Source organism: Franconibacter helveticus LMG 23732 (assembly GCF_000463115.2).
Taxonomy (GTDB): Bacteria; Pseudomonadota; Gammaproteobacteria; order Enterobacterales; family Enterobacteriaceae; genus Franconibacter; species Franconibacter helveticus.
On sequence record NZ_AWFX01000042.1, the window covers coordinates 377,156 to 401,086 of the forward strand.

Annotated in this window: 22 protein-coding genes; 12 read left to right on the plus strand and 10 right to left on the minus strand. The window is 57.7% G+C overall.

All coding sequences use genetic code 11. The annotated features are described in order from the left end of the window. Window positions 1–97 precede the first annotated feature (97 nt). The gene (locus DW56_RS12040) at window positions 98–1,321 is read left to right on the plus strand and encodes an MFS transporter (protein ID WP_411431242.1); all 1,224 of its coding nucleotides are present in this window, start codon (window positions 98–100) and stop codon (window positions 1,319–1,321) included. Between the two features lie 72 nt (window positions 1,322–1,393). Then, window positions 1,394–2,878, plus strand: coding sequence for a carboxypeptidase M32 (locus DW56_RS12045; RefSeq protein ID WP_024554613.1), 1,485 nt, complete (start codon window positions 1,394–1,396; stop codon window positions 2,876–2,878). 48 nt (window positions 2,879–2,926) lie between these two features. Here the strand turns inward: DW56_RS12045 and DW56_RS12050 are convergent, their stop codons facing one another. Then, window positions 2,927–3,586 (minus strand): YecA/YgfB family protein, encoded by a 660-nt coding sequence (locus DW56_RS12050; RefSeq protein ID WP_024554612.1) that lies wholly within the window; start codon window positions 3,584–3,586, stop codon window positions 2,927–2,929. 237 nt (window positions 3,587–3,823) lie between these two features. On the opposite strand from DW56_RS12050, the gene ydgU reads away from it, so the two are divergent. Together ydgU and DW56_RS12055 are read left to right on the plus strand one after the other, a co-directional pair. Continuing rightward, window positions 3,824–3,901: a small membrane protein YdgU gene (ydgU, locus tag DW56_RS23220; protein WP_459561948.1), complete on the plus strand. Its 78-nt coding sequence runs from the start codon at window positions 3,824–3,826 to the stop codon at window positions 3,899–3,901. A gap of 102 nt (window positions 3,902–4,003) precedes the next feature. Then, window positions 4,004–4,822, plus strand: a complete 819-nt coding sequence (locus DW56_RS12055) for a trypsin-like serine peptidase (protein ID WP_024554611.1) — start codon at window positions 4,004–4,006, stop codon at window positions 4,820–4,822. Here the strand turns inward: DW56_RS12055 and DW56_RS12060 are convergent. From DW56_RS12060 to mdtJ, 3 genes are all read right to left on the minus strand, one after another. Then, the gene (locus DW56_RS12060; RefSeq protein ID WP_024554610.1) at window positions 4,775–6,988 is read right to left on the minus strand and encodes a putative bifunctional diguanylate cyclase/phosphodiesterase; all 2,214 of its coding nucleotides are present in this window, start codon (window positions 6,986–6,988) and stop codon (window positions 4,775–4,777) included. The genes DW56_RS12055 and DW56_RS12060 overlap by 48 nt on opposite strands. 132 nt (window positions 6,989–7,120) lie before the next feature. Then, window positions 7,121–7,447, minus strand: coding sequence for a multidrug/spermidine efflux SMR transporter subunit MdtI (gene mdtI, locus DW56_RS12065; RefSeq protein WP_024562109.1), 327 nt, complete (start codon window positions 7,445–7,447; stop codon window positions 7,121–7,123). After that, on the minus strand, window positions 7,437–7,790 hold the full coding sequence (gene mdtJ, locus DW56_RS12070) for a multidrug/spermidine efflux SMR transporter subunit MdtJ (RefSeq protein ID WP_024554544.1): 354 nt from the start codon (window positions 7,788–7,790) through the stop codon (window positions 7,437–7,439). The genes mdtI and mdtJ overlap by 11 nt, the downstream gene beginning before the upstream one ends. A gap of 617 nt (window positions 7,791–8,407) precedes the next feature. On the opposite strand from mdtJ, the gene DW56_RS12075 reads away from it, so the two are divergent. Together DW56_RS12075 and umuD are read left to right on the plus strand one after the other, a co-directional pair. After that, complete coding sequence (locus DW56_RS12075) at window positions 8,408–9,325, plus strand: SDR family NAD(P)-dependent oxidoreductase (RefSeq protein ID WP_024554545.1); 918 nt, start codon at window positions 8,408–8,410, stop codon at window positions 9,323–9,325. A gap of 343 nt (window positions 9,326–9,668) precedes the next feature. After that, entirely contained in the window at window positions 9,669–10,103 is a 435-nt protein-coding gene (gene umuD, locus DW56_RS12080; RefSeq protein WP_024554546.1) for a translesion error-prone DNA polymerase V autoproteolytic subunit, read from the plus strand. Window positions 10,104–10,129: 26 nt separating this feature from the next. Here umuD and DW56_RS12085 read toward each other — a convergent pair whose 3' ends face one another. Beyond that, window positions 10,130–10,891 carry a DeoR/GlpR family DNA-binding transcription regulator gene (locus tag DW56_RS12085; protein ID WP_024554547.1) on the minus strand — a complete coding sequence of 254 codons (762 nt, stop codon included), beginning with the start codon at window positions 10,889–10,891 and terminating at the stop codon, window positions 10,130–10,132. 201 nt (window positions 10,892–11,092) lie between these two features. Here DW56_RS12085 and DW56_RS12090 point away from each other — a divergent pair, with 201 nt between their 5' ends. From DW56_RS12090 to DW56_RS12100, 3 genes are read left to right on the plus strand one after another with little or no spacing between them, the layout of a single operon-like run. Next, a complete protein-coding gene (locus DW56_RS12090; RefSeq protein ID WP_024554548.1) occupies window positions 11,093–12,106 on the plus strand; it encodes an SIS domain-containing protein in 1,014 nt (337 codons plus the stop codon). Next, window positions 12,103–13,023 (plus strand): ROK family protein, encoded by a 921-nt coding sequence (locus tag DW56_RS12095; protein WP_024554549.1) that lies wholly within the window; start codon window positions 12,103–12,105, stop codon window positions 13,021–13,023. The genes DW56_RS12090 and DW56_RS12095 overlap by 4 nt, the downstream gene beginning before the upstream one ends. Window positions 13,024–13,057: 34 nt before the next feature. Then, entirely contained in the window at window positions 13,058–14,470 is a 1,413-nt protein-coding gene (locus DW56_RS12100; protein ID WP_024554550.1) for a sugar porter family MFS transporter, read from the plus strand. A gap of 144 nt (window positions 14,471–14,614) precedes the next feature. Here DW56_RS12100 and DW56_RS12105 read toward each other — a convergent pair whose 3' ends face one another. After that, window positions 14,615–15,844 carry an MFS transporter gene (locus DW56_RS12105; RefSeq protein ID WP_029589819.1) on the minus strand — a complete coding sequence of 410 codons (1,230 nt, stop codon included), beginning with the start codon at window positions 15,842–15,844 and terminating at the stop codon, window positions 14,615–14,617. Between the two features lie 253 nt (window positions 15,845–16,097). Beyond that, entirely contained in the window at window positions 16,098–16,577 is a 480-nt protein-coding gene (locus DW56_RS12110) for a GNAT family N-acetyltransferase (protein WP_024554552.1), read from the minus strand. An 81-nt stretch (window positions 16,578–16,658) separates the two neighbouring features. Here DW56_RS12110 and DW56_RS12115 point away from each other — a divergent pair, with 81 nt between their 5' ends. Both DW56_RS12115 and DW56_RS12120 read left to right on the plus strand, forming a co-directional pair. Next, on the plus strand, window positions 16,659–17,573 hold the full coding sequence (locus DW56_RS12115; protein WP_024554553.1) for a LysR family transcriptional regulator: 915 nt from the start codon (window positions 16,659–16,661) through the stop codon (window positions 17,571–17,573). 154 nt (window positions 17,574–17,727) lie between these two features. Further along, window positions 17,728–18,348, plus strand: a complete 621-nt coding sequence (locus DW56_RS12120; RefSeq protein ID WP_024554554.1) for a GNAT family N-acetyltransferase — start codon at window positions 17,728–17,730, stop codon at window positions 18,346–18,348. A gap of 45 nt (window positions 18,349–18,393) precedes the next feature. Here DW56_RS12120 and DW56_RS12125 read toward each other — a convergent pair whose 3' ends face one another. Then, on the minus strand, window positions 18,394–19,155 hold the full coding sequence (locus tag DW56_RS12125) for a class I SAM-dependent methyltransferase (protein WP_024554555.1): 762 nt from the start codon (window positions 19,153–19,155) through the stop codon (window positions 18,394–18,396). A 105-nt stretch (window positions 19,156–19,260) separates the two neighbouring features. Here DW56_RS12125 and DW56_RS12130 point away from each other — a divergent pair, with 105 nt between their 5' ends. Then, window positions 19,261–20,049: a helix-turn-helix transcriptional regulator gene (locus DW56_RS12130; RefSeq protein WP_024554556.1), complete on the plus strand. Its 789-nt coding sequence runs from the start codon at window positions 19,261–19,263 to the stop codon at window positions 20,047–20,049. Window positions 20,050–20,281: 232 nt separating this feature from the next. Here the strand turns inward: DW56_RS12130 and DW56_RS12135 are convergent, their stop codons facing one another. Further along, entirely contained in the window at window positions 20,282–22,642 is a 2,361-nt protein-coding gene (locus tag DW56_RS12135) for a membrane-bound PQQ-dependent dehydrogenase, glucose/quinate/shikimate family (RefSeq protein WP_024562110.1), read from the minus strand. Between the two features lie 211 nt (window positions 22,643–22,853). Next, window positions 22,854–23,834, minus strand: coding sequence for a LacI family DNA-binding transcriptional regulator (locus tag DW56_RS12140; RefSeq protein ID WP_024554566.1), 981 nt, complete (start codon window positions 23,832–23,834; stop codon window positions 22,854–22,856). Between the last annotated feature and the right edge of the window lie 97 nt (window positions 23,835–23,931).

Below are 23,931 nucleotides of genomic sequence, written 5' to 3' on the forward strand. Positions count from 1 at the left end.
ATTTTCTACTCTGAAATGAAGGCGATACCCGCGGCCTGCAACAGTGGGGATAAAGCCTCAGGAAATCACTTTGAGCCGTACATCCACAGCCAGCGAACTGACCGCCGCTGAAGCTGAAGCCTCTGTCGTAAAAACCCCGGTCGTCTGGATCAAACGCGGCACGCCGCTGTTTATGCGCGTCACCCTTGCGCTCTTTTCCGCAGGACTCGCTACCTTCGCCCTGCTCTATTGCGTTCAGCCTGTGTTGCCTGTGCTGTCGCATGAGTTTGGCGTAACGCCTGCCCAAAGCAGTCTTTCGCTTTCCATTTCCACTGCCATGCTCGCGGTCGGCCTGCTCTTTACCGGCCCGCTGTCTGACGCCATTGGCCGCAAAAATGTCATGGTAACGGCGCTGCTGCTGGCCTCCTGCTGCACGCTGCTTTCTACCCTGATGACCAGCTGGCACGGTATTTTGATTATGCGCGCGCTGATTGGCCTGTCGCTGAGCGGCGTGGCGGCGGTGGGCATGACCTACCTTTCTGAGGAAATACACCCAAGCGTAGTGGCTTTCTCGATGGGCCTTTATATCAGCGGCAACTCCATCGGCGGCATGAGCGGCCGACTGCTGAGCGGCGTGGTAACGGACTTTTTCGGCTGGCGCGTGGCGCTGGCGGCCATCGGCTGCTTTGCGCTGGCGGCGGCGCTGATGTTCTGGAAGATCCTCCCCGCTTCGCGCCATTTCCGCCCCGCCTCCCTGCGCCCTAAAACGCTGTTTATTCACTTTCGTCTGCACTGGCGCGATGAAGGGTTGCCGCTGCTGTTCGCCGAAGGTTTTTTGCTGATGGGCGCGTTCGTGACCCTTTTCAACTACATTGGCTACCGGCTGATGCTGTCGCCATGGCACCTGAGCCAGGCGATGGTGGGGCTGCTTTCCGTTGCCTACCTCACCGGCACCTGGAGTTCGCCAAAAGCGGGCGCAATGACGGCGAAATTCGGCCGCGGCCCGGTGATGATAGCCTTTACCGGCGTAATGCTCTGCGGGCTGCTGATGACGCTGTTCTCTTCGCTGTGGCTGATCTTCGCGGGCATGCTGCTTTTTTCAGCGGGCTTTTTCGCCGCCCACTCGGTCGCCAGCAGCTGGATAGGCCCGCGCGCTAAGCGCGCCCGAGGCCAGGCCTCTTCGCTCTATCTTTTTAGTTATTACCTGGGTTCAAGCCTCGCGGGCACGCTGGGCGGCGTCTTCTGGCACCATTATGGCTGGTACGGCGTGGGCGGCTTTATCGCCCTGCTGCTGGCAATGGCGCTGGCGGTGGGCATACGTTTACACCGGCGTGTCCACTAACAGGCGCCGGGCCTCGTGTTTGCGCAGGGTTAATGGTACTTTCATGGTTTCCCCATCCTGCCACGAGGCCTTATGGAACTGACAAATTATCAGCGACTTACCCGCACCTTCCTGCGGCTTTCCCGCTTCTCTCATCTTTCGTCCATCGCCAGCTGGGATATGTTTGCGATGATGCCGCCAGGCGGCAGCCAGGCGCGCGGCGAAGCGCTGGCGGAAATGAGCGTGCTTCAGCATCAGATCCTGACCGATAAAAACGTCGGCCAGTGGATTGCCGGCGCGGAACAGGAGAACCTTAATGACGTTGAACGCGCCAACCTGCGCGAGATTAAACGTCATTACGAGCAGGCCTCGCTGCTGCCGGAAGCGCTGGTGGAGGCGAAATCACTGGCGGGGAGTCGCTGCGAGCACGCCTGGCGCACCCAGCGCCCGAATAACGACTGGGAAGGCTTTTCGCAAAACCTGAAAGACGTTGTGAAGCTGAGCCGTGAAGAGGCGACGCTGCGTGCCGAAGCGAAAGGTTGCTCCCGCTACGACGCGCTGCTTGATATTTTCGAACCGGAGATGACCAGCGCGCGCCTCGACGTGCTGTTCGCCGACCTCAAAAGCTGGCTGCCGGATCTGCTTGCGAAAGCGACGGAGAAACAGGCGCAGCGCACGCTTATCGCCCCGCAAGGCCCTTTCCCTACCGCCACCCAGCGCGAACTGGGGCTGGAGGCGATGAAGCTGCTTGGATTTGATTTCAACGGCGGGCGTCTTGACGTCAGCGCGCACCCTTTCTGCGGCGGCGTGCCGGAAGATGTGCGCATTACCACCCGATATAATGAAAATGAGCTTTTCAGCGCGCTGTTTGGCGTGATCCACGAAACCGGCCACGCCCGTTACGAGCAAAACCTGCCGCGTGAATGGCCAGGCCAGCCGGTGCAGCTGGCGCGCTCTACCGCCATTCATGAATCGCAAAGTCTCTTTTTTGAGATGCAGCTTGGCCGCAGCGAAGCTTTCCTTATGCGCCTGTTGCCGCAGATCGCCCAACGTTTCGGCGAGCAGCCCGCCTTTGCGCCGGAGAATTATGTGGCATGGAACCAGCGCGTGAAGCCAGGTTACATCCGCGTGGACGCCGACGAGGTGAGCTACCCGGCGCATGTCGTGCTGCGCTATGAAATTGAGCGGGCGCTTATCGACGGCGATATTGAAGTGGAAGATATTCCGGCGTTGTGGGATGAGAAAATGCAGGCGTGGCTGGGGCTTTCCACGAAAGGCAACTACCGCGACGGCTGTATGCAGGATATCCACTGGACCGACGGCGGTTTCGGCTACTTCCCTTCCTATACGCTTGGCGCCATGTATGCCGCGCAGCTTTTCCATGCCGCCCGCGCCGCCTTGCCGCAATTAAATGACGACATCGCGCAGGGCGATTTCAGCGCGCTTTTTGACTGGCTGCGCCAGAATATCTGGCAGCACGGCAGCCGCTTCTCCACCTCGCAGCTTATTACCCACGCTACGGGTGAAGAGTTGAGCGCACGCTATTTCCGGGCGCACTTAGAGGCGCGTTATTTATAAGGATACGGCGCCGTCTGCTATGGCAGGCGGCGCCCGCCCCACTCAGGCTTAATGCAAACAGCAGTTTTTATATTTTTTGCCGCTGCCGCACGGGCAGGGATCGTTACGGCCTGGCTTCAGTTCGGCGGTTACCGGCGTTTGCCGCAGTTCCGGCTGCGCCTGCCAGAACTGGCAGAGCTGCAATGCCGCCGGGCGAATAGCCTGCTGGCTTTGCTCATACTCCTGCTCCGTCATCCGCTCAAGCTTCTGGACATGCTCTTGCTGGCCATGCAGGGCGATTGCGTCAAGCGCCGGTTGCATTTCCGGCGCCAGCGTTGACCAGTCGTCCAGCGCCACGCCGCGCATGTAGCCGAAACACCAGTCCTCCACCACCACATACTCCCGGTCATTTTCTTCCCGGTAGCCGAACAGCGGTTCAAACTGATCCGGCGCGTCGTTTAAGCGGTCGGCAATATCATTCATATGCTGGAAGACTAGGTTCATAAAGCGCGTCATTTCGCGCTCTGAAGACCAGCGCGGGATCTGCTTTTCTCCGCCCCACAGCGCCGTCAGCCACTGAGCGGGTTCAATTTCGCGCGGGCCGGAGAGCAGCGCCGTCAGCATGCCGTCGAGCTCCGAAACGTCCAGCACCGAGTCGTCGTTGCCGTATTTCGCCAGCACGTCGTCAAGCCACTCCAGCTCTTTTTCGTTAAGCGGACCCTGGTTCATAAATGTGCCTCCTCAGGCGTGTTGACCTTTTTTCGGCATCTGCCGCTTTTACGTTAAACGCGCCGGATGATAAACGCATTGCGCGACGGATAAAAGCCGCGAAAGCTCAACGCATTGCGGCTGTACATCTTGTTACAGGCCGATACCAATGACTCACGGAAGCCGCGCGCGTTGCCGGATAGACTCTTTGCCACCGCCGGCTTGTGCGTTTATCGCGTTTTTTAAGAGGCCAGGAACATGCGCCGTTATCAGTTTGAGCTCATTCTTACTCTGCTTATTCTTTGCGGCGTGATTGCTGGCGTTTTTTATCTGTAAGCGGGGCTAGTGCGCTGATTTTGTTCCCGCTTTCACCGCGTCCCGTCTATAGTTACAGGGCAGGGTTACTTCTATAATCATAATTGCCCACCAGAGAGTGATATGCATAAAACCGTTGTCTTATTGCTGGGAACGTTTTTTCTGCCGGTCTTTTTTGCCCATGCGGATGTCGGCGAAGCGCCACAGGCGACCAGTGAGATAGCCACGCTGTTTTTTGGCCATGACGACCGCGTACGCGTTGATAACCCCACCGACGCGCCCTGGGATGCCATCGGTCAGCTGGAAACCGAGAGCGGCAACCTGTGCACCGCCACGCTTATCTCCCCGCACCTTGCCCTTACCGCGGGTCATTGCCTGCTGAAGCCGCCCCGCGGCAAAGCGGACCGCCCGGTGGCGCTGCGCTTTGTTTCGCTTAAAGGAGGCTGGCGCTATGAAATTCACGATATCGAAGGACGGGTTGAATCGTCCCTCGGGCGTCGCCTGAAAGCGGACGGCGACGGCTGGATTGTGCCGCCTTCCGCCGCGCCGGACGATTTCGGCCTGATTGCGCTGCGCAACCCGCCCTCCGCCATCACGCCGCTGCCGCTGTTCACCGGCGATCGCGAGGCGCTGACCGAAGCGTTGCGCAAAATGGGACGTCGCGTTACGCAGTCCGGCTACCCGGAAGATCATCTGGAAACGCTTTACAGCCATCGCGACTGTCTGGTCACTGGCTGGGCGCAGCGCAGCGTGCTGTCTCACCAGTGCGATACGCTGCCCGGCGACAGCGGCTCGCCGCTGATGCTTAACACCGACAACGGCTGGCAGCTTATTGGCGTGCAAAGCTCGGCGCCGGCGGCGAAAGACCGCTACCGCGCCGATAACCGGGCGATTTCAGTGACAGGTTTTCGCGAGCGGCTCGAGGCGCTCGCAAGCCACTAGCGGCCTGTCGCCCTGCTCCCGGCGAAGCCGCAGCAGATCGTCTATCGTCATCGGCTGGCTAAAATAGTAGCCCTGCAACGCGTCGCAGCCAGCCTGGCGCAGCAGCCATTTTTGCCGGGCGTTTTCCACCCCTTCGGCGGTCACCGCCATGCCAAGGGCGCTGGCGATGCGGATGGTGCCGCTCACCAGCGCGGCGGCCTGCGGGTCGCTGTCTACCCGGCCCGCCAGCGATTTATCGATTTTGATGGTGTCAAAATTGAAGCGCCGCAGGTAACCGATACTGGAATAGCCGGTGCCGAAATCGTCCAGCGCAATCGTCATGCCGAGATGTTTCAGGTTGGCAATGGCCGCCGCCGCTCGCTCCGGGTTCTCCAGCACGTAAGTTTCCGTTACCTCAAGCTGCAAACGCGCCGCCGGAAAATGGTTTTCCCGCAGTCCTCTCGCCACCTTGTTTTCAAACTCCGGGTCGCGGAACTGGGCGGGCGAAATATTCACGGAAAGCTTCAGATCATAAAGCGGCTGTAAATCGCGGCAGGCGCGGCGCAGGACAAACTGCCCCAGGGCATGGATCAGGCCGCTGGTTTCCGCGATGCTGATAAAGGTATCGGGCGCCAGTGCGCCTGCCGGGCGACGGGGCCAGCGCAGCAGCGCTTCAACCCCTACCATTTTCTCGCTGCCGGCATCGACGATGGGCTGGTACCAGACCTCAAATTCGTCGCGCTCCAGCCCGTTGCGGATATCATTCTCAACAAGCAGCTGAAATTCCCGCACCCGGTTAAGCTCACCGTCATAATGCATCAACCGCCCCTTGCCGTTGAGCTTGGCGTGATACATGGCAATATCCGCACGGCGGAACAGCTCTTTGCTGGAGCAATCCTGCAAGGAGCCGGAAGCGATGCCGATACTGGCGCTGATATGCAGAACTCGCTCCCCTACCTGCACCGGCGCGCTCAGATAATCAAGTATGCCGTTCGCCCAGCCGACCGCCTTTTCATGCGCCGCTTCGCCCTCCTGCAACATAGCGAACTCATCTCCGCCCATGCGCGCCAGCATGCCGCCGGATGGCACGCTCTGGCGAAAGGCGGCGGCAAGCGTAACGATAAGCTGGTCGCCGGTATCGTGGCCGTAAATGTCGTTCACATCCTTAAAACCATCCAGATCGATAAACACGACGCTCTTTACTTCGCCCTCGGCGCGCTGGCTGCCTTGTTCGAGCCGTTCGATCAGCGCCCGACGGTTCGGCAGGCGGCTTAACCAGTCCAGCCGCGCGATTTCCCGCGCCCTTTTTTCACCCCGCGCCAGCCGGTAGAGCCCAACGCAGCTAAAGAGAATAAACAGCAGGATAAGCCCGACGGCGCTCACCACTATCTGGATAAAGGTGCCGGAAGAGGCTTTGGCGGCCTGCGCGCCCGACTGCGAGGGGGTCCAGTTGAGATAGCCAAGGGTTTCGCCCGCCGCGCTTTGCAGCGGCACGCTGGCAGGCGAGATTTTCTGTTGCGTAAAAGCCAGCCCGGGCGCCTGGAAAGTGTCGCCAAGCTCACGCAGCAGCCCCGGCGTCAGGTGGCGGGTAAGCAGCAAATAGCGCCGGGTCTCTCCCTGCGCCTGCAATGGCGCCCGCATCGGGCGCACCAGGCCTATCGCCACAAACGCCACCCCTTCCTGCGTGCGCGTCAGCCCGGCGTAGACCACTTTGTCGTTACGCAGTGAAGCAGCATGCTGGCGGATAAGCGCATCCAGCCCCCGGCCGAAGAAATCACGGGTTTTATCACCGCTGGCGACGCCGTTAAACGCGCCCCACCGTACGCGGAAATGTTCATCAAGGATAAAGGTGCCGTCGTAAAGGTTGCCGATTTTAAAGCCCGTTCCCCACGTGCTGAAAAGCCAGCTTTCATCAAGCTTTGGGCGATAAACTTCCCTGACGGCGTCATCCCAGACCGCATTGTCCGTTACCAGCGCCGACATTTTATTCGCCGTGATCTGAATCGCGCCCCTGACGGACAGCGCGGTGCGATGCTCTTCTATCTCGTTGGTTTTGGCGCTGATTAAGTTAAGCGAGAGGTAAAGCAGCGTCACTACGGAAAAAATTAACCCGACGCCTGACAGAAATATCATCACGAAAAGTGCCCACGCGGTGGGCACAGTACGACCCCGGAACGGCTGATGCATCGGTTTTATTTTTCTCGCTGCCGATAATTTTTTAGGAATTTATGGATATACATTAGCAAAACATCACTCCAGCTAATCTATATATCCGCAAGCGAGACGTTTCGCCGTCATGGAGTTCTGACGGCGATCACATCAGGCGAGCTTTATTACAACCATGCCCACCAGCAGCAGCACGAGCCCGGCCCAGCCTTTATGGTTAAGGCGTTGGCCAAACAGCACCCAGCCCGCCGCCACGGTGGCGGCAATGCCGAAGCCCCCCCACAGCGCGTAGGCAACCGACAGTTCTATCCCCTTAACCGCCTGGCCCAGCGCGGTAAACGCAGACAGTACCGCCAGCAGCGACAGCACGCCATAAACGGGGCGGCGAAAGCCGTCCGAAAGCTTAAGCCAGATATTGGCGACGATTTCGAGCACGATAGCCAGCAACAGCCAGGCGGCATGGATCCATTCAAACGCCATGCTGCACCTCCGTGGTTTTGTTCTTCAGGGTGCCGGTTTTAATCAGCACAATCCCGCTGATTAAAATCGCAAGGCCGACCACTTTACTGACCGACAACGTTTCATCAAACAACAGAACGCTAAAAATCGTTATTAAGATAATCCCAACCCCTTCCCACATGGCATACGCCACGCCAAGGGCGATTTTTTTCACTGAAAAGGCAAGGAAAATATAAGAAAGGGAAATCATCACCATCATCAAAATAAATCCTGCCAGGGAGTCGTCCTGACTTGCCCATTTTAATGACAGCGTGCCGGTTATTTCTGCAACAATGGCCAGCGCTAATAAAATCCAGTAAAACATCATTTCTCTCCTGCTTATAAAACGCTACCGCAGCGTTGCGCCGCAGAGCAAAATAGATAAAAAATTAAGCGGTTAGCCACATCGCCAACGGGCGTGGGCGCAAGAGAAATGGCACTATAGCGCGCTGCGCCAGTGCTGCTCGCCGTTAAGGAGATAAAAGAAGTGTGAAGAGATGAAAAGCGAAGCGTTCGTCCTGATTGACCTGCTCATATAGATTCAATTTATCCGCGGTATTGCTTCTCGTCGTTGCGGATGAAAATTGCCCTCGGTAGTTAAACACGTAAAAATTAATATCACGCTGCAATAATAAATTCAAATATTTTGCAATTCTTTACGCCAGCGTTTTATCTGAACCCGCCTGCTATTTTGTTGCGGAAATATTATTAATTTGTTTTTTCCTCTAAAAACAAGGTTTATTTTTCACGCCAGGCCGGGCCAGTTTTATTATCGTGACTGCCTGTTTTCCGTTCGTTTTATTTAAGCCGGGCGCCGTGAGACGCCGCAACTTTTTGCTTAAGGCGCTGCTCACCGTGCTGACTGCCAACTAAACTCAATGAGACAGGATTCGGGCACGCTGTCGCGCGCCTCATTACGTTTACCTTTACGGAGGTTGGTATATGGTCAGAAAAAATCTGGTGAACGCCACTATTGTGATTACCGGCGCGTCCAGCGGCTTCGGGCGCGGCGCGGCGATAAAGCTTGCGGATATGGGCGCAAACGTGGTGCTGGCCGCACGCCGAAAAGCGGAGCTTGAGGCGCTCGCCGCTGATATTACCGCCTCGGGCGGCAAAGCGCTGGCGGTGGCGGTAGACATAAGCGACCCGGAACAAGTGGCGATGCTCACCGACAGCGCCATTCAGCGCTTCGGCCATATTGATATCTGGATAAATAACGTCGGCGTGGGCGCGCTGGGGTTTTTCTGGCAGATCCCGGTGGCGGACCATGCGCGGCTTATTGACGTCAACCTGAAAGGGCTTATTTATGGCGCTCATGAAGCCATCAACCATTTTATTTCGCAGGGGTTCGGCGTGCTCATTAACGTCGGTTCGGTGGACAGCGAGGTGCCGCTCGCTTATCAGGCCTCTTACGCCGCCTCCAAAGCCGCCGTGCTGAGTTTGAGCCGCACGCTTAACGAAGAGCTTCAACTGAATGATTTTAAAGATATAAAAGTGGCGACGGTGATGCCCTGGGCGGTGGACACCCCCTGGTGGACGCACGCGGCTAACTATACCGGCCACGCGCCGCGCATGGCGGCGATGGATGACCCGAAAATTGTTATCGATGCGCTGGTGGAAGCCTGCCTGAATCCGCAGGAAGAGATGCCGGTAGGCTGGAAAGCCCACGCCTCGACACTCTCGCATAACCTCTTTCCCGATACGACGGAAAAGTTGTCGGCAAACGTCGCCCGCCGCTCAATAGCAAAAGCGCAGCCGCAGCCGAACAGCACAGGCGCCATTTACGAACCGATGGAAGGCACAGCGATGATAGAGGGCGGCATTCGGGCGCGCATGAAGCAAGAAGACGAAAACAAATAGCGCCTTCCGTAAGAGAAGCGGCCGCGCCTGCGGCCGCAAAGCCGCTGCCAATAAAGTTAAACCTGAAGCCATATTAATCATTTTCGCGCCTGGATAATAAAACGCCGCAGGCAAAACGGCGGGCTGAATAGCAAACCAGGCCGCGCCAAATACACCCCCTGCGGCCAATAAATAACCGCTAAATTAATATTGCCGGGGGTTTGTTTTTTTATGAATAAATTTTTACTTTTAGATTCATGAAGTTAAACAGACTAATCCTGTAAAGCGAAGCGGCGGGCATTGCTAATTGCGCCGCGCTAATTATACTGGATATACATACAGTATAAATAAACAGGCCGTTAATATGGATTGGTATAAGATTGACGCCTCCGCTTCACTTGATTTGCCGTTTTATCTGGAACGGATTTCCGCCGGTTTCCCCAGCCCGGCGCAGGATTATCTGGACGGCGCCATTGACCTGGTGCGCCAGCTGGTTCCCCACCCTTCCGCCACCTATGTGCTGCGGGTGACCGGTGATTCCATGCGCGACGCCGCCATTGTGGAAGGCTCGCTGCTGCTGGTGGATTTCAGCCTGCAACCGCGCCATGGCGATATCGTGGTCGCCCGCCTGGATGACGGGTTCACCGTCAAGCGGTTACAGCTCTGGCCCCGCCCGCGCCTGTGGCCGGAAAACCCCGCCTATGCCCCGATCCCGCTGCATGAACATGCCAACGTGGAAGTTATCGGCGTCGTCACCACGGTTATCCAGACGCTGCAAAACCCGGTGCAGGCGCGCTAGCTTTCGGGCGGCGCGCCTTGCGCCGCTCAGAGATCCACAAGCCTTAGCTTATCCCCGTAAGCGGCCGCGCTTTTCTCGCTTTTCTTTTTGTCGGTGATAATCAAGTCGATCTCCGCAATGCTGCAAACATGCGAAAGCGCGCGATAACCAAGCTTGGAGGAGTCCGCCAGCACAACGCGCGTTTTCGCGGCTTTAAGAATGGCCGTTTTTGTGGGCAGCTCGATGGCGTTGACGTTAGTGATGCCCGCCTCGGGATGCACCCCTTCCGCGCCAAGAAACGCCCAGTCTGCGTAAACTTCGCTGAACTTTCGCGTGGTATCCGGGCCAACCAGGGTGTAGGAGTTGCCGACAACCGCGCCGCCGGTAACATTCAGGTTGATGGCCGGATACTGGCTTAACAGCATGGCAATGTTCAGATCGTTGGTGATGACCGTCAGGTTCTTTTTTGTCGTGAGTTTTTCAGCAAGCTCATAAACCGTAGAGCCGTTATCCAGTATTACCGAATCACCGTCGGCAATAAGCGAAGCGGCATAGGCGCCAATGGCCGCCTTCGCTTCATGATGCCGGTTTTTACGGATGCTGTAAGGCGTGTCCTGTTCTTGCGTGACGAGCGCAGGCAGTACGCCGCCATGGGTTCTGATAATCTGCTGCGTTTTTTCCAGGTGAATTAAATCCCGACGAATGGTTGAACTGTCTACCGCGAAGGCTTCCGCCAGCTGGTTGGCATTCAGATACCCGGTGGAGCTGAGCAGGGAAAGGATCTTCTCCCGCCTCTCGTTTGCCTGCATTTCTTCATCCCTCGCACAATTAAGTGCAGTCGATTTTAACACATTATTCGGGCATCTCGCCCTTTTAACCCGGCTTTTAATGACTTACCTCACAGGCCAGCAATAAGTTAACCCTATCAAATAATCGATATCGTGCATTGACTTGCACGATATCGTGCATATAGGGTGTAACCGTACTGTTAACGTTACTGAGAGGTTTTTATGTCTACCCCCTATGAAAATGATATCGCCATGCAGCCGCAGGCCGTTGAAGCGCAACTTGCGAATCCGCTGCCCGCGACGCTGCGCACGGTGCAGCTTGCCAGCTATGACAGGATAATCCTGACCGGTATGGGTTCATCGGACTATGCGCTGATCCCGGTTGAGCGCGCGCTGGCTAACCGCGGCTACCCTGTCTGGCGGGTGGACGCCGGTCGCCTGCTGGATATGCCGGGGCTTATCACAGAGAACACCCTGCTCTGGGCGACCTCCCAGTCGGGCATGAGCGGAGAAGTGGTCGCTTTGCTGGAAAAAGGCCGCCGTCCGCGCACGCTGATTGGCCTGACCAACGACCGGGAAAGCGTGCTGGCTGCAAAAGCGGACGTGCTGGTGACGCTGGAGAGCGGCGATGAAGCGACCGTCAGCTCCAAAAGCTATCTCAACACGCTTATCGCCTGTCACCGCGTGCTCGCCAGCCTGCTTGGCGAAGATGAAGCGCAAGTGTGCAGCGCAGCAGCGGCAGCGCTTGCGGGCATTCGCTCGCTGGTGGGCGAAAGCGCCAGCGTGGCGGGCATCGCCGGGCAGCTCTTTACCGCCGAACGTCCCCGTATTGCTTACATCGGCACGGGCGCTTACGCCGCGAACGCGCTTACCGGCGCGTTGATCACCAAAGAAGCGTCGAAAGTCAGCGCCGAAGGGTTTATCGGCGGCGAATTCCGCCACGGCCCGCTGGAAACCTCCGGCAAAGGCATGCTGGCGGTGCTGCTTGGCAAACCCGGCGATGAAACGCTGGAAAAGCTCGCCGCCGAGATGCTGGCGAACGGCACCCAGGTTGTCACCATTGGACAAACGCCTTACGCCGGCTCGGCGCTGTTGCCTGTGCCGCAGGGCGAAGAGCTGGGCCAGTTGCTGTGCGGGTTTATCTACATTGAGCACCTGACGGTGGCGCTGGCGGAAAAAAATGGCTTTATCCCGGGGCATTTCCTGTACGGTCAAAAAATTACGGTGGCGGTATGAATCCCACAACCTCAGCGGTCAGAGCGGGCGTCGATCTCGGGGGCACAGGCACCCGTATCCTTATTCACGGTGAAAGCGGGATCGTAAGTTCCAGAACGGTTCCCACCGTACTGTTCAGCAGCATCGAACAAAGCCAGCGCGCGAAAGCGCTGGCCTCCCATGTGCTTGAACTCATTCCGCCCGGTATGGAGCTTGTCAGCCTGGGGATTGGCGCCAGCGGGCCGGTGGATACCGAAGCGGGCGTCATTACCAATAAAGATACGCTCGCCTGCTTTTCCTTTTTCCCGCTCGCGCAAATGCTGCGCGAGGAGCTCAGGGTAAAAGTCAGCATGGATAACGACGCCGTTGCCGCCGTGCTTGGCGAATATCACTTCGGCGCGGGCATTAACAGTCAGCGTCTGTTGATGGTGACGCTTGGCACGGGCATCGGCGTCGCGCTGCTGGAAAACGGCAAGCCGTTTCGCACCAGCAGCGGGCAGCATCCCGAAGCGGGCCATATTCCCATTTCCGGCAACCCGGCGCCCTGCTACTGCGGGTTGCACGGATGCTGGGAAACGCTGGCCTCGCGAAGCTGGCTGCAACAGAACCTGGAAAAGGCGCTGCCGGGCATCGCTTTTGAAAAGCAGGATCGCGATTTTTATCGCGAAATGGCGGCCCAGCGGGAAGACGTGGCGGCCCTGTTTCACCGCTACGGGAATTATCTTGGCCGGGGGCTGGTCACTTTATTAACGCTGTACGGGCCGGACCTGACGATCCTCAGCGGCAGCGCCGCCCATTATTACCCGCTCTTTAAAGAAGGCCTTGAGCAGGCGCTCACCCGCTCAGAAGCCTATGCCATTAATAAAACGATTGTTCCTTCTGAATTAGGCGACGTTGCCGGCGCGCTGGGCGCGACGGTTATTCCGTCACTGAATTAAATCATCACAACATGACTTATGGCAGGTGAATATTATGGTGCTTTCACAAAACAGACATGCGTCAGACAAGCCTGTAAAAATAAAAGCAAGCCTCTTTATCATGCTTTCCGTGCTTATCTCTTCTGTCGGCGGAATTATCTTTGGTTATGACACGGGCATTATTGGCGGCGCTATTGTTTATATCGGCAAAGCGTTTCACATAAACGATCTTATGCAAGGGGTGGTGGTCAGCACCTCTTTATTTGGCGCGATGATCGGCGCGCTCGCCGCTGGCCCATTGGGCGATAAATATGGCCGTAAGGCAGTGCTGTTTATTTCCGGTCTCTTTTTTGCCGTCGGCGCAGCCGGTTCCGGCTTGAGCCAGAGCATTGAAGCGCTTACCGCCGCGCGCATTCTTCAGGGGATAGGCGTCGGGGCCTCTTCGGTGCTTGTGCCTGTTTATATTGCCGAGCTTTCGCCTGCAAAGATCCGCGGCGTGCTGGTGACCTCTTTCCAGCTGATGATTACCGTGGGGATTGTGCTGGCCTATGGCGTTAACGCTGGCGCGGAAAGCAGCGGCGCCTGGCGCTTTCCGGTCGGCATCGCCGGGATCTTCGGCGTGATGCTGGCGGTGGGCGTGCTGTTTGTAACGGAATCTCCCCGCTGGCTTATTGCCGTCAAACGTCGGGATGCCGCGCTGGTTACGCTGAAAAAGCTCCGGGGAAGCGAAGATGTTGAGGCGGAAATGCAGGAGACAGAGCGCCTGGACAAAATTGAACAGCAGACCATGCGCTGGCGCGATTTGCTGAGCGGACACGTGCGCCCGATGATTATTATCGGCGTGCTGGTCGCCTTCTTTTCCAACGCCTGCGGTATAAACCTGGTCATCTATTTTGCGCCGCAAATCCTTCAGTCCAGCGGGTTTACCTCGTCGGTCTCCTGGATGGGCACCCTTGGCTTAGGCGTGACCAACGTTATTTTCACCGTTGTGGGTATGCTTATTGTCGACAAAGTCGGTCGTCGGCCGCTGCTGATAGCTGGCGCCGTTGGCTTAACCGCAAGCCTGGTTATTCTGGCGGTGCTGTTTTCCGTTCCGGCATTCCCCGCCAGCAACTGGCTCGCGCTGGCCTCACTGCTTTTTTATATTGTGATGTACGCCATTAGCCCAGGCATGCTTGGCTTTTTAATGATCTCTGAAATTTCGCCGTTAAGAGCGCGAGCCAAAGTCACCAGCCTTTCCATTTTTGTTATTTTCGCCACCAATCTGGTTATCGCCCTGCTCTCTTTACCCATGTTAAATGGCCTTGGCGTCTCGCAAACGTTCTGGATATTTTCCGCCATCTGCGTGGCTTTCACTTTATTTAGCTTTTACGTGCCGGAAACGAAAGGAAAAAGCCTGGAAGAAGTGGAGCTGTTATTTAAAGAGAAATACCACGCGGCGCAACAACAAAATAAAGCCGTAAATTAATTTCCGCCTGTTCTTTTAAGTAACGAGTAACTTCTGTTAACGCGTTGTCTGTATCAGGGTTTATTTACAACCGCCCTGACGGCTGCCTGCGCGCGCATTACCCTGGTGACCAGGCCTGCCAGCGGCAGGCCTGAGCCAGAAAGATTAATCAGGTTTGTGTTTCACTTGCGGCATCAGCAGCGTTGCCAGCCCTAACAGCGGAAGGAAACCGCAGGCGTTATACACCGAAACAATGCCGTAGAGATCCGCAAGTTTGCCAAGCCCTGCGGCGGCAATGCCGCCTACGCCGAACATCGTGCCGAACATAATGCCCGACACCATGCCGGTCCGCCCTGGCACCACCTCCTGAGCATAGACAACCAGTGCGGCAAAGGCGGACGAGAAGATGACGCCAATCACCAGCGTCAGCGCCACGGTCCAGAAAAAACCGACGTGCGGCAGAACGAGCGCAAAGGGGATCACGCCGAGAAAAGAGATCCACACCACCGCTTTGCGGCCAATGCGATCGCCCACTGGCCCGCCGATAAACGTCCCGACCGCCACCGCCGCCAGAAAGGCGAAGAGGCAAAGCTGCGCTTCTTTCAGCGAAACCGGGAAGCGCTGCATAAGGTAAAAAGTGTAGTAGTTGCTGATGGAGGCGATGTAGGTAAATTTAGCGAACAGCAGCACGCCCACGACGCTTAGCGCCAGGATTACCCGCCCCCGGGAAAGAGGCTCCACCGTGACGCGGTTATGCCTTTTGTTATGCGCATGGCCGTGGCGCACCGTCCACAGGCTGATGCGCGAAAGGACAAAAATCGCCAGCAGAGCGATTAACATAAGCCAGGCGACCGAGTGCTGGCCATGCGGCAGGATAAGAAGCGCCGCCATCAGCGGGCCGAACGCCGTTCCGGCATTGCCGCCCACCTGGAAAGCGGACTGCGCCGTGCCGAATCGTCCGCCGGAGGCCATTCTGGCCACGCGGGACGCCTCGGGGTGAAACGTCGACGATCCCACGCCCACCAGCGCCGCCGCCAGCAGCAGCATGGGGTAACTGCCCGCCATCGCTAACAGGCCAATCCCCAGCAGCGTCACCCCCATGCCTGCCGGCAGCAAAAAAGGTTTAGGGTGTTTATCGGTATACAACCCGACCCACGGCTGGAGCAGCGAAGCGGTTATCTGGTAGACCAGCGCAATCATGCCAATCTGCGTATAAGACAGGGCATAGCTCGCTTTAAGCATCGGGAATATCGAGGGCAACGTAGCCTGGATAACGTCATTGCAGGCGTGCGTCAGGGCGACGGCGCCGACAATATTGACGAGAAATTTAGAGGTATCCGTGGCGGGGGGAGCGATGGTTGCTGTTGTCCGGGCATTACATTCTGAAGAAGCCATTGACCTTATCTCTTTTGCAGGGGATCCATTACCGCGTGCCGCTTTACTGCGCATTGTTGGTTTCAGCGCGACAGGCAGGTGTTATCAGGCGCTGAGTTTTTCGGGCAGGCTGGCTGAAGCGACATCTTAAACGCTTTTAATGTTTCTGAAATGTAAAATAAAGCGTTTGCCGTGAATAACCGCCGCTACGCGATCCTCTTATTGCCGCGCCAACCGGGACGCCGTAAAACATCCGCCCCGGCTGGCAGCGTCATTAACGCTCCGCGAAGTTCAGCAACGCCTCGCCGTCAAGGCGATAGCGCACCCATTCGCTCTGGGGAAGCGCGCCAATGCTGCGGTAAAAGTCGATAGCGGGCTGGTTCCAGTCAAGCACGCTCCACTCCAGGCGTCCGCACTGGCGCTGTACCGCCAGCTGCGCGATATGTTTGATAAGCGCCTTGCCCGCGCCCTGCCCGCGCGCATCCGGCGACACATAAAGATCTTCCAGGTAGATGCCGTTACGACCAAGCCAGGTGGAGTAGCTGGTAAAAAACACCGCATAACCTATCGTCACGCCGTCCGCTTCACAGATAAGCGCTTCGGTTTTACTCTCTGCGCCAAACAGCGTCTCGCGGATCTCCTGCGGCGAAGTCACTACCTCTTGCGGCGCTTTTTCATAAACCGCCAGTTCATAAATCATGTTGTAAATCACTTCGGCGTCAGTATCGCGCGCTTCGCGAATGCGGATAGTCATGGGTTTTCCTGTGGTTACTGGATTGAGGCTGACAAGCATAAGCGCTATTTTGTCCTGCATGAAGTGCAACTAACTCAACAAATGATGAACGCTATGCATCCTGCGCTGCGAAAGCTTGACCTTAACCTGCTGCCTGTTTTCGAGGCGGTGTTTCGCCACCGTTCCGTAAAACAGGCTGCGGATGAACTCTTTATGAGCACGTCGGCGCTCAGTCATGCGCTTTCACGCCTGCGCGCCGCCTTTAACGACCCGCTTTTTTATCGCGAAGGCCACCGGATGTGCCCCACCGTCTACGCCAGCGAGCTGGCGCCCGCCATCGCCTCTTCGCTTGCGGCGCTAAACCAGCAGCTTTCGCCGCGGCCCGCTTTTGACCCTTCCGCCAGCGACTACTGTTTTCAGATAGCGATAACGGACTATACGGCTTTTTGCATCTTTCCGGGGCTGATAAAAGAGATTGAGCGCAGCGCGCCCGGCGTGCGCTTTGAGCTGCGCTATCTTCCGCACAGCCCGGCGCTGAACGAGCTGCTGGCTGGCGAAGTCGATCTGGCGCTGGGCTTTAGCGTGCCGGATGAGGTTACGCATCCGGATCTGGAGGCGATCGACTGGTTTGAGGATGAGTATGTTGTTATCAGCCATCCCCGCCGTACCGGCCTGACGCTGGAAGATTATCTGGCGGCCCGCCATCTGGTGGTCACGCCCTGGAATGAGCGCCAGGGCATTCTGGATCTCCAGCTGGAACGTCTGGGCCATACGCGCCAGGTGACGATGAAAACGCCCTCTATGCTGAGCGGGCCGTTTATCGTCGCGCAGAGCGATTTGCTGATGGCGATGCCGCGTTTCGCCGCCACCCGGCTGGCGCAGGCGGCAGGCGTCGCCCTGTTTACGCTGCCCTTTACCGTGCCGCCGTTCGAAGTAAAAATTTACTCCCACCTGCGCAGCGGCAAACGCGAGGCCACCGACTGGCTGAAGCAGGTTTTACGCCGCCTGGTCAGATAGCTATCCGGCGAGGTCACGCGCCGGCATCGTATTGTTCTGTATTTAAAAGGCGCGGCAAAAAAACGTAGCCATGCCGCAAAGGCAACAGTAGGTTTTAGGGAACGTAAAACGAGAAACCGCCATTCCCTGCAAAATGAATGAATAAGGAAAGCGCATGACCTCTTCAGACAGAACCCTTCCGGTTGGTTATTCCGATGTTGCGCCGGGCCATGTTGCAAGCGTAGTCACCTGCCTTGAAATGCTGAACGAGCCGGAAAAAAAAGGCGCCGCGCTGCCAGCCGGCGTGACGCTGGAAAAGCTGCAAAACCCCGATTTACATGCCTACCGCGCGCTGTTTCGCAAGGTCGGCTCCGCCTGGCTGTGGTATTCACGCCTGTTGATGAGCGACGAAAAACTGCGCGCCATTCTTAACCGCGAAAGCGTCGACATCTACGTTATCAAAGCGAACCAGCAGGAGGCGGGCATTCTGGAGCTGGATTTTAGCGAGCCGGGGCAATGCGAGCTGTCGTTTCTGGGGCTGACGCCCGAGGCCACAGGCAAAGGGCTGGGACGCGCCGTCATGAACCAGGCCATAAACCTTGCCTGGTCGCGCCCCATTCAACGCTTCTGGGTGCATACCTGCTCGTTCGATCACCCCTCTGCGCTTGGCTTTTATATCCGCTCCGGCTTCAGGCCTTACGCCGTTCAGGTTGAAGTGCAGGCAGATCCGCGCCTGACGGGCCACCTGCCTGCCGACGCCGCGCCGCACATTCCGGTTATCCGCCCGGTGAAATAATGCAAAAGCCAGTCGCAGACTGGCTTTGCTGGCAAAAGAGACGTTTTACCGCGCCCGGAACATCAGGGTGTCGGTGGTGAACGAGCCATCTTGCTGAATGCTAAAGTGCTCGCGCACGCTGTCGGAAACGGTCTGCTGCAACAGGCGGATCGCCGTCACCAGGGGCGCAGGCGTTCGCATCCTCGCCACCCAGCTGCTGAATTCCAGTTCAAGACGGTCAGCCGCCATTTCCTGCACCGTCATACCCCCTTCGTTGACCAGCCGCAGCCATTCGCCCTGCGAGTAGTTGCGGACATGGGACGGGTCGCGCAGCATTTCCACGGTTTGCAGCCAGACATCGCGCACCGGCTGGCCGGGCGAAGCGATATCCATCAGGATAAATTCGCCGCCGGGCTTCAGCACACGCTTTATTTCACGCAGCGCCATGCCGACATCGTGCCAGTGGTGGGCGGAATAACGGCTTATCACCACATCGAAACTCGCCGCCGGAAAAGGCAGCGCCTCGGCCTGGCCCTGGCGGGTGTCAATATTATGAAGTTCGCGTTCGCGCGCCGCCGCCTGCACTACCGCCAGCATTTTGTCTGACAGATCGTAAGCGGTAACGTGAGCGACCTTTGGCGCGGCGACGAAACTGGCATGGCCCGCGCCGCAGCCGATATCCAGCAGCGAGGCGTGCGCCTTATCGTCGAGCCACGCGGCCAGCCGGGTTAAATCTTTACCCTGCGCATGCACGCTGCTTTGCAGATACGCCTGCGCCTGGTCGCCAAACTGCGCCCCAACTAATGCTTCGTGTGTGTTTGCTGTCATTTTTATCGCCTTATGGTCAGAAAAACCGGAGGAGTGAAGGGACTATACTGCGCGCTTTATACGGGTACAATATTGCTACTTATACTGGTATCAGGGAGTACCACCATGGAAACCACGCCGCTTTCCGGCCCAAAAGCGCTGGGCGCTTTTTTACGCACCCAGCGGGAAAATACGCCGCCTGCGCTGCTCGGCATGCCCGTTACGGCTCGCCGCCGCACCCGCGGCCTGCGCCGTGAAGAAGTGGCCCAGCTAAGCGGCATCAGCACGACCTGGTATACCTGGATTGAACAAGGGCGGGATATCACCGTCTCCGCGCAGACGCTTTCAAACATTGCGACGGCGCTGAAAATGAAACCCGCCGAAAGGCACTATCTTTTCCGCCTGGCGCTGCAAAACGACCCGCTCGACGAGCCGGTGCCGCTGGTTGAAGAGGCGGTGCTGGCGGCGGTCAATCAGGTTTCAGGCCCCTGTTATCTGCTGGATTTAACCTGGAATATGCTGGCGTGGAACCCGCAGGCGCAGGCGCTGTTCAGCGGCTGGCTGGATAAAGACGCGCAGCCGAACATGATGCGGTTTATGTTTCTTCATCCGCTGGCGCAGCAGCTGGTGCTGGACTGGGAGACGCGCGCCAGCCGCATCGTCGCGGAACTGCGGGCCGACGCCATGCACTACCCGCATGATGAAGCGCTTAACCTTTTCGTAGAACAGATGACGCAGGAAAGCGCGACCTTTCGCGGCTTCTGGCAGCGCCAGCAGGTGATTGCGCGTGAAGGCGGCGAACGCCTTTTTCAGCATGAGCAGCAAGGACGGGTCGCTTATCGGCAGGTTAGCTGGCAGCTTGCCAGCAACCGTACGCTGAAAATGATCATGCTGCTGCCGGAAGCGACAGACTGAGGCCTGAAAAATCAGGCCGGGCCGGTCTCCTGTGGCGGCAATGCGAAAACGCAACCGGCGCGGGGCTGAGACCGCGCAAAAAGGCTTTACCTATGACCGCCGCCGTTCGGACGTCGCCATCTTCCACCACAATGCCGGCAGGCAGAGATCCGGCACCTGGCGCTTACGCGCGACGGCAGGTTTTTAACGGCGACAAAAAAGGCGCCCGCAGGCGCCTTTACAACGTGAACCGTTATTTCAGCCGGAAAGCGACAACGCTGTCGCCCGCTTTGGTGCCAAGCGAACCGTGACCGCCTGCGGCAATCACCACGTACTGCTTGCCGTCTTTGCCCATAAAGGTGGACGGCGTGGCCTGCGCCCCGGCGGAAAGCTCGGTTTGCCACAGCAATTCGCCGGTGGTGCTGTCGTAAGCGCGGAAGAAGTTATCCGCCGTCGCGCCGTGGAACACCAGGTCGCCCGCCGTCAGCAGCGGTCCGCCGTGCGCTACCATCCCCATCGGGAAGCCAATCGGGAAGCGGCCCGGCAGGAACGTGGTATTAAGGTTTTTGGTGGTACCGACGCGGCGCAGCCACTCGGTTTTACCGGTTTTCAGATCAACGCCCGCCAGGCGTCCCCACGGCGGTGCAATGCACGGGATCCCTAAGCCTGAAGCAAGCTGCTGGATGTGGATCGCGTAATCGCCGTTAAAGTTTTCGTTCCAGTAAGGCTGGCCGTCTTTGGTGAACATACGCTCGGTAGCCGTTTGCGGCGTGCGTTTGATCAGCGTGTATTTGTAAGCCAGACGCACCGGCGAAGCGACAAGCAGCTGGCGCTCCGGGTCAATGGCGACAGAGCCCCAGTTAAAGACGCCGATATTGCCCGGGAAAATAATCGCGCCCTGCTCCGTCGCAGGCGTCCACGGGTTGCCGTCGTAGCGCAGCTTTTTAAAATCGAGTCGGCAGGCCATCTGGTCAAACGGCGTAATGCCCCACATCGATTTTTCGGTCAGCGGCTGCGGGATAAAGTTCAGGCTGGAAACCGGCTGCGTCGGCGCGAATTTTTCGCCCGGCACGCCGCCCTGGGTGGATACCGGGGCTTCATTTACCGGGTAGACCGGCTCGCCAGTCAGACGGTTAAGCACAAACAGGTTGCCGGTTTTGGTCGGCAGGATCACCACAGGCTGTTTTTTGCCCTGGTAGTCGATATCGAGCAGCGAAGGCTGAGACGGGTTATCGCGGTCCCACAGATCGTGGCGGGAGCTCTGGTAGCGCCATTTGAAAGCGCCCGTGTTGAGATCCAGCGCCACGAGGGCATCGCGGAATTTTTCCGTATTGCTGGCAGGGTCGCGCTTTATGCCCAGCTCATCCGGCGAGGCGTTGCCGAACGGCACATAAACCAGGCCGTTTTTCAGATCGGCGCTGAGGGTGCCCCAGGCGACAGGCGTATCGTACGGGTAGTTTTTATCCGCGGCGACAGGCTGGGTCTCTTGCGGGTTAGCCGGATCGAAATTCCAGACCAGACGGCCGGTTACCGCGTCATAAGCGCGGATAACGCCCGACGGGTTGCCGCTGTTAAAGCCGTTATCCATCACCGAGCCGCCGACGATAACCAGCTTGCCGGCCACCAGCGGCGCAGCGGTTTGCATCAGCGCGTGCGGACGAACGTCGCCCATATTGGCATGCAGGTCAACCACGCCGTTATTGCCAAAATCGGCGCACGGCTTGCCGGTGTCGGCATCCAGCGCCACCAGTTGCGCATCGGTCGTGGCGTTAAAAATGCGCTTGCGGCAGATAGCCGGCTGCGTGCCGTTTTGCGCCGCAGCGTCAGCGACGCTTTCATAGTAGCTCACGCCGCGACAGGTCTGATGCTGTTGCAGGTAAGAGCGGTCTTTGGCAGGCGTGTGCTTCCACTTCACCTTGCCCGTTTCCGGGTCGAGCGCGTGCACTTCGTTATGCGGCGTACAGAAATAGAGCATGCCGTTGGCTTTGAGCGGCGTGGCTTCGAAGGTGTACTCCGTCGCATCGTCGCCTTCTCGTAAATCGCCGGTGTGGTAAGTCCAGGCGATCTCCAGATCTTTTACGTTATCGCGGGTGATTTGCTTAAGAGAGGAGAAACGCAGGCCGTTGGTGGTGCCGCCGTAGGCGCTCCAGTCGTTGCCGGCGACGTCGGCGGCAGAAGCCGTTCTCTCATTGGCGACAGTGCCTTCCTGCGGGATAGGGTCATAGAAGCAAAGCCCTGCTACCAGCGCAATCATCACCGCAACGGTAGTGCCGAGGAAAGGATGGAAGCGGCGCTGGCGGTTCGTCAGCGCGCGCACGCTCCAGGGGAGCGCGAGCCACAGGCCGATGACGCCGAAAAGGTCGCCGCGCGGGATCCACTGCCACTTATCAAAACCCGCTTCATAGATTATCCAGGCAAGCGTAATCCACATCAGCACGGCATAAAAAGAGAGCGCGCTGCGTTTGTTTTTAAACAGTAAAAAGGCGGTAATGAGCAGCCCCACCGCCATCAGCGCATAGAAAGGGCTGCCGCCTGCGAGCAGGAGCTGTCCTCCCATATAAAGCAAAGCGAGCCCGACCAGGGCGATCGCGATGCCAGAAATTTTGTTAATCATACCTCTCCCTAATGAATGAAAAAAATTACATAAATTTTACAAAATTTACGTATCTATGATACGTCCATCACAAATCAGTTAAAATTGGAATTCTGCTGTTGGGTTAGCAATTTGTGCGGCAATACGTTTTGTATTTGGTAAAACGACGGTTTGAATATAAGCGGGCACAAAAAAAGCCAGTCTAAGACTGGCTGAAGGAAGAGAAGCGGCGTCAGGTGCTGGCGCGCACGATAAGCTGCCACGCCATCATTACCCGCTCTGTCGGCGCGTGCGGGTTATCCATTTTTTGCAGCAGCAGGCTGAACGCCTTACGGCCAATATCGCGTGATGGCTGGGCGATGGTGGTCAGCGGCGGCGAAACCATTTCAGCAAGCTCCGTGCCGTCGAAACCCGCCACCGCGATATCCTGCGGCACGCGAAGCCCCGCCTGCCGGACCGCGGCCATGGCGCCCGCCGCCAGCGTGTCAGAAACCGCAAACACCGCGTCAGGGCGCGCCTGCGCCTGCAAAAGTTTTTCCATCGCCTGCTTGCCGGCGCTGAAGCTCAGCGCGCTGGCATAGGTTATCGCCTGCCACGCCAGACCATGGTTTTCCAGCTCCCGCAGATACCCTTGCTGGCGCAACTGGGCATATTTGTAGCTGAGATCGTGATTAATAAGCGCAACGCGCTGACGCCCGCTTTCAACCAGGTAACGCACCAGTTCGCGGGAGGCGTCGATATCGTTGATGCCGACGCAGGAGATATCTCCCGCATCGGCGTATTCAGCGCACTGTACCCAAGGCGTGTCGCCAATTAACTGGGTCAGCTCAGGCAAGGTGGTAAAGGCGTCCATGGTGATAACGCCGTCGACGATTTTCCCGGAGAGCAGTTGCAGGCTGGAGCGGGAGCGTTTGATATCGGAGCCGGAATTGCACAGCAGGATGCGGTAGCCCTGCTGTTCCGCCTGCTCTTCAATCCCTTTCACCAGCTCTGCGCAAAAGGGGTTGGTGATGTCGGAAACCAGCACCAGCACCATCGAACTGCGCGCGGTACGGAGCTGTCGGGCCAGCAGATTAGGTTGATAGTTACTGGCTTTGATCGCCTGGAGGACTTTCTCGCGGTTCTTTTCCTTTACGGTGTCGCTGTTGTTGAGAACGCGTGACACTGTAGCGACCGAAACCCCCGCCAGCCGGGCGATCTTTTGAATGGACATGGTGGTAATGCTTCCAGAGAAAATCAGTAAGTCAGCAGGCTACCATAAATTACGGCGCGACAATAAGTTAGCCCGGCGGCCAGGCGCGCCGGGCCGA

Coding starts and splice junctions, on each gene's coding strand:
- DW56_RS12055 (WP_024554611.1), top strand. CDS start 4,004: ATGCATAAAACCGTTGTCTTATTGCTGGGAACGTTTTTTCTGCCGGTC.
- DW56_RS12090 (WP_024554548.1), top strand. CDS start 11,093: ATGTCTACCCCCTATGAAAATGATATCGCCATGCAGCCGCAGGCCGTT.
- DW56_RS12120 (WP_024554554.1), top strand. CDS start 17,728: ATGACCTCTTCAGACAGAACCCTTCCGGTTGGTTATTCCGATGTTGCG.
- DW56_RS12125 (WP_024554555.1), bottom strand. CDS start 19,155: ATGACAGCAAACACACACGAAGCATTAGTTGGGGCGCAGTTTGGCGAC.
- ydgU (WP_459561948.1), top strand. CDS start 3,824: ATGCGCCGTTATCAGTTTGAGCTCATTCTTACTCTGCTTATTCTTTGC.
- DW56_RS12060 (WP_024554610.1), bottom strand. CDS start 6,988: ATGCATCAGCCGTTCCGGGGTCGTACTGTGCCCACCGCGTGGGCACTT.
- DW56_RS12045 (WP_024554613.1), top strand. CDS start 1,394: ATGGAACTGACAAATTATCAGCGACTTACCCGCACCTTCCTGCGGCTT.
- DW56_RS12130 (WP_024554556.1), top strand. CDS start 19,261: ATGGAAACCACGCCGCTTTCCGGCCCAAAAGCGCTGGGCGCTTTTTTA.
- DW56_RS12105 (WP_029589819.1), bottom strand. CDS start 15,844: ATGGCTTCTTCAGAATGTAATGCCCGGACAACAGCAACCATCGCTCCC.
- mdtI (WP_024562109.1), bottom strand. CDS start 7,447: ATGGCGTTTGAATGGATCCATGCCGCCTGGCTGTTGCTGGCTATCGTG.
- umuD (WP_024554546.1), top strand. CDS start 9,669: ATGGATTGGTATAAGATTGACGCCTCCGCTTCACTTGATTTGCCGTTT.
- DW56_RS12075 (WP_024554545.1), top strand. CDS start 8,408: ATGGTCAGAAAAAATCTGGTGAACGCCACTATTGTGATTACCGGCGCG.
- DW56_RS12085 (WP_024554547.1), bottom strand. CDS start 10,891: ATGCAGGCAAACGAGAGGCGGGAGAAGATCCTTTCCCTGCTCAGCTCC.
- DW56_RS12095 (WP_024554549.1), top strand. CDS start 12,103: ATGAATCCCACAACCTCAGCGGTCAGAGCGGGCGTCGATCTCGGGGGC.
- mdtJ (WP_024554544.1), bottom strand. CDS start 7,790: ATGTTTTACTGGATTTTATTAGCGCTGGCCATTGTTGCAGAAATAACC.
- DW56_RS12115 (WP_024554553.1), top strand. CDS start 16,659: ATGATGAACGCTATGCATCCTGCGCTGCGAAAGCTTGACCTTAACCTG.
- DW56_RS12100 (WP_024554550.1), top strand. CDS start 13,058: ATGGTGCTTTCACAAAACAGACATGCGTCAGACAAGCCTGTAAAAATA.
- DW56_RS12050 (WP_024554612.1), bottom strand. CDS start 3,586: ATGAACCAGGGTCCGCTTAACGAAAAAGAGCTGGAGTGGCTTGACGAC.
- DW56_RS12140 (WP_024554566.1), bottom strand. CDS start 23,834: ATGTCCATTCAAAAGATCGCCCGGCTGGCGGGGGTTTCGGTCGCTACA.
- DW56_RS12135 (WP_024562110.1), bottom strand. CDS start 22,642: ATGATTAACAAAATTTCTGGCATCGCGATCGCCCTGGTCGGGCTCGCT.
- DW56_RS12110 (WP_024554552.1), bottom strand. CDS start 16,577: ATGACTATCCGCATTCGCGAAGCGCGCGATACTGACGCCGAAGTGATT.